The following is a 3,774-nucleotide window of genomic DNA, read 5'->3' on the forward strand; positions in this document are numbered from 1 at the left end:
GCCTAAGGCGCTCCAGGACTTCGCCTTTTGAAATGATCGGCCGCTGGCACGCTTCGTGCAGGAAACAGACCGTTCGGTATCCTACCTCCCAGGGAGAAAACTGATGACTGCGGTCGTTCAAAAAACAGCGCTGACCGGCTGCCTCGCCCCGATCGACAAGGACGGGCTCGAGCAGCTGATCGCCAACGGCAAGGCCAACCCCAAGGTCATCAAGACCTTGAAGTGCAAGACAGTGGCCGAGGGCCGGTTCCGCCACGCCAACTACATCCGCAGCTTGCCGCCCTACATCGTCGACGAGCCGCCGGGGCTTCTGGGCGACGACACGGCGCCCAATCCGTCGGAAGCCTCGCTGGCCGCGCTCGGCTCCTGCCTCGCGGTCGGCCTGCACGCCAACGCGGTGCATCGCGGCTGGACCGTCAACAAGCTCGAGCTCGAGCTCGAAGGCGACCTCAACATCACGGCGGTCTGGGGCACCGGCGACACCAGCGACAAGCCGGTCGGCTTCACCGATGTGCGGGTCAAGGTCGACATGGAATGCGAGGGCATCCCGCCGGACGAGATCAATGCCCTGGTCGCTCACGTCAAGAAGTGGTCGCCGGTCGCCAACACGTTCACCCGGCCGGTCAATCTCGAAGTCGGCATCTAGGCACAGGACTTGCGTCAATTGGCTTGCGGCAATCTGAGGTGAGGGAGAGGGGCATGGGTTCATCTGCTGTATCGCGTATTGAAACCGTCGATCGGTCCGCACCTTCGATTGCCGACGAGGTGGCGGCGATCGCGCGAAAAGAACTGGCGCCGCTGGCGGCTGAGATCGACAGCGGCGCCATCTATCCTGACGAACTGTTGCGGCGCCTCGGCGGTGTCGGCGCCTGGCGCAGCCATCTGCCTGAAAACGGCGCGGCGGATCTGCGCTGCGCCATCCAGTCGATCGCTGCCCTCGGCGAAGTCTGCGGCGCGACCGCCTTCATGGCGTGGTGTCAGAATACGCTGGTCTGGTACGCCGCCAATTCCGACAATCCGAGGCTGGTCGAAAAATTCGCTCGCAGCTTCGCCGATGGACAGGTGCTCGGCGGCACCGGGCTGTCGAACCCGATGAAGAGCCTGTTCGGAATCGAAAAGTTGAAATTGAAGGGACGCAAGGTCGAGGGCGGTTATGTCGTGCGCGGCGCGCTGCCCTGGGTGTCGAATCTCGGCCGCGGCCATTTCTTCGGCAGCATCTTCGAGCGCGAGGACGCGCCCGGCGAAACCGTGATGTTCCTCGCCGACTGCTCCGATCCCGCGATCACGCTGCAGCCGTGCAAGCCGTTCCTCGCCATGGATGGCACCGGCACCTACGGTGTTCAATTCCGCGACGCCTTCGTGCGCGATGATCTGATCCTGGCCGATCCGGCCGGCCCGTTCGTGAAGAAGATCCGCGCCGGCTTCATCCTGCTGCAGGCCGGCATGGCGCTCGGCCTGATCAAGGATTGCATCAGCATCATGGATGAAGTCGACGGGCCGCTCGGTCACGTCAACCGCTATCTGCCGCAGCAGCCGGTGCAGTTCAAGGAGCTCTGTTCCGAACTGGAACGGGAAACCATGGCGCTGGCGCGCGATCCCTTCAATCCGGGCGAGACCTATTGGCGCAAGGTCGTGGCCCTTCGCCTGCGCGCGGGCGATGCCAGCGTCGCGGCCGCGCATGCGGCGATGCTTCATTGCGGCGCCCGCGGCTATCTGATGAGCCATCGCGCGCAGCGGCGGCTGCGCGAAGCCTATTTCGTCGCGATCGTCACGCCCGCCACCAAGCAGCTTCGCAAGATGCTCGCGGAGGACTGAGCGCGAGAAGATTTCGGATCCACCATGACTGCAACCATCAACAGGAGAGGCCTGCCATGACGGACGTACTAATTTCTGCCGGTGAACTCGCCGATCTCATCAAGCAAGAACCGTGTGTCATCATCGACACGCGGAATCCCGATGCCTACGGCGCGGGACATCTTCCCAATGCCGTCAACGTGCATGAAATCTTCACGTTCCTCGCGACCTCGACGCCGGAGGGCATGCAGGAACTGAAGACAAAGTTCGCGGACGCCTTCGGCAAAGCCGGGCTGTCCGGCAACGAAACCGCCGTCATCTACGAACAGTCGATGGACTCCGGCTTCGGCCAGTCCTGCCGCGGCTATTACCTGCTGACCATGCTGGGCTATCCCAAGATCAAGGTGCTGCATGGCGGCATCGCAGCCTGGGCCGCCGCCGGCCTGCCGGTCACCAAGGAGGTGCCGGCGCCGGCCAAGGCCTCGTTTGCGATCGTGCCGGAGGCGGGCGACATCCTGATCGATGCCAAGACCATGCTGGCCGCGGTCGGCAAGCCCGGCATCGCGCTGCTCGACGTGCGCGATGTCGACGAGTGGATCGGCGAAAGCTCCTCGCCCTACGGCAAGGATTTCTGCCCCCGCAAGGGCCGCATTCCCGGCGCCGTCTGGCTGGAATGGTATCGCATGATGAAGCCGACCGCCGAGGGCCCGCGCTTCAAGTCCAAGGATGAGATATTGGCCGAATGCGCCACGGTCGGCATCACGCCGAATACCCCGGTCTATCTCTATTGCTTCAAGGGCGCGCGGGCGTCGAACACCTTCCTGGCGCTGAAGAACGCCGGCGTGAAGGACGTGCGGATGTATTTCGGCTCCTGGAACGAATGGTCGCGCGATCCGTCGCTGCCGATCGACGAGGGCCTGCCGACCGCGCCGCAAATGGCCGACAGGGCGGCGTAGCAGACGTTGCCGCCGCCCAGCCCAAAGCGGCTGGGCGGCAACCAGATGAGAGCAGATAGGTCGCCTTTGAAGGAGTAGTGCTACTGATGCAAGCGATCTATCCTGGAAACCGTCGGCGCGGCGCGCATATCGCCGTCACGGGCGTAAGTCATCGCTATCGACGCAATTCCGGCGCAGCGCTCAGCGGGATCAGCTTTGAGGTGCAGCCTTGCGAGGCGGTGGCGCTGGTCGGACGCTCCGGTTGCGGCAAGTCCACGCTGCTGCATATTTTGTCGGGATTGACGACGCCGACGATCGGCGAGGTCCGTATCGACGGCGCGCTGGTCGCCGGTCCATCGCCGCGCTGGATCGTCATGTTCCAGCAGCCGCATCTCTATCCCTGGATGACGGTCGAGCAGAATGTCGGGCTCGGCATGAAATTTTCCGGTCGGCCGCGGCGGGAAATCCGCGAGCGCGTTCGGGATCTCCTTGGTCTCGTGGAACTGCAGGTTTACGCCGGTCGCAACGTGCAGGATTTGTCGGGCGGTCAGCAGCAACGCGTCGCGCTGGCGCGGTCGCTGGCGGTTCAGCCCGAAGTGCTGCTGCTGGATGAGCCGTTTTCCGCGCTCGACGCTGTCACCCGCCGCGCGCTGCAACGTGACGTGCGCCGTATTGCCGTCGAACACGGCATTACGCTCGTGATCGTGACCCACGACATTCCCGAAGCGGTCGCGATGGCGGACCGCGCGCTGGTGATGGCGTCCGATCCCGGCCGAATCGTCGAGAGCGTGCCGATCGAGGTGGACCGCAACGACGACCGTCGCGGCGCCGACATCCAGCTCGCGCAGGGAAGGCTTCAGGCCGCGTTCGAACGGACGATCGGGCACAGCGCCGATCCGGCGCCGGCTCGAGGCGGCTTGGAAACGCTCAAAATGGTTGCCGGACATTTTTGATGTCATGTGCAGGGAGATTCAAAAATGTGCCGTGATTGCGGATCCGACATAGTCCATGCCGACGGGGGCGGCGACGGGCCTCTCGTCAATCG

Annotated in this window: 4 protein-coding genes; all 4 read left to right on the plus strand. The window is 64.1% G+C overall.

What is annotated here, in order from left to right:
- Window positions 1-103 precede the first annotated feature (103 nt).
- Window positions 104-646, plus strand: a complete 543-nt coding sequence (locus WCB02_RS32955; RefSeq protein ID WP_423964961.1) for an OsmC family protein — start codon at window positions 104-106, stop codon at window positions 644-646.
- Between the two features lie 53 nt (window positions 647-699).
- Window positions 700-1,815 carry an acyl-CoA dehydrogenase family protein gene (locus WCB02_RS32960; RefSeq protein ID WP_423964963.1) on the plus strand — a complete coding sequence of 372 codons (1,116 nt, stop codon included), beginning with the start codon at window positions 700-702 and terminating at the stop codon, window positions 1,813-1,815.
- A gap of 56 nt (window positions 1,816-1,871) precedes the next feature.
- Window positions 1,872-2,750, plus strand: a complete 879-nt coding sequence (locus WCB02_RS32965; RefSeq protein ID WP_423964965.1) for a sulfurtransferase — start codon at window positions 1,872-1,874, stop codon at window positions 2,748-2,750.
- 86 nt (window positions 2,751-2,836) lie between these two features.
- Entirely contained in the window at window positions 2,837-3,682 is an 846-nt protein-coding gene (locus WCB02_RS32970) for an ABC transporter ATP-binding protein (RefSeq protein WP_423964967.1), read from the plus strand.
- Window positions 3,683-3,774 lie beyond the last annotated feature (92 nt).

The sequence above is a fragment of the Bradyrhizobium sp. genome (assembly GCF_049581145.1).
In the GTDB taxonomy this organism is placed as follows: Bacteria; Pseudomonadota; Alphaproteobacteria; order Rhizobiales; family Xanthobacteraceae; genus Bradyrhizobium.

Bases quoted from the DNA above. Each gene is read 5' to 3' on its own strand.
- WCB02_RS32955 (WP_423964961.1), top strand. From the start codon at position 104: ATGACTGCGGTCGTTCAAAAAACAGCGCTGACCGGCTGCCTCGCCCCG.
- WCB02_RS32960 (WP_423964963.1), top strand. From the start codon at position 700: ATGGGTTCATCTGCTGTATCGCGTATTGAAACCGTCGATCGGTCCGCA.
- WCB02_RS32965 (WP_423964965.1), top strand. From the start codon at position 1,872: ATGACGGACGTACTAATTTCTGCCGGTGAACTCGCCGATCTCATCAAG.
- WCB02_RS32970 (WP_423964967.1), top strand. From the start codon at position 2,837: ATGCAAGCGATCTATCCTGGAAACCGTCGGCGCGGCGCGCATATCGCC.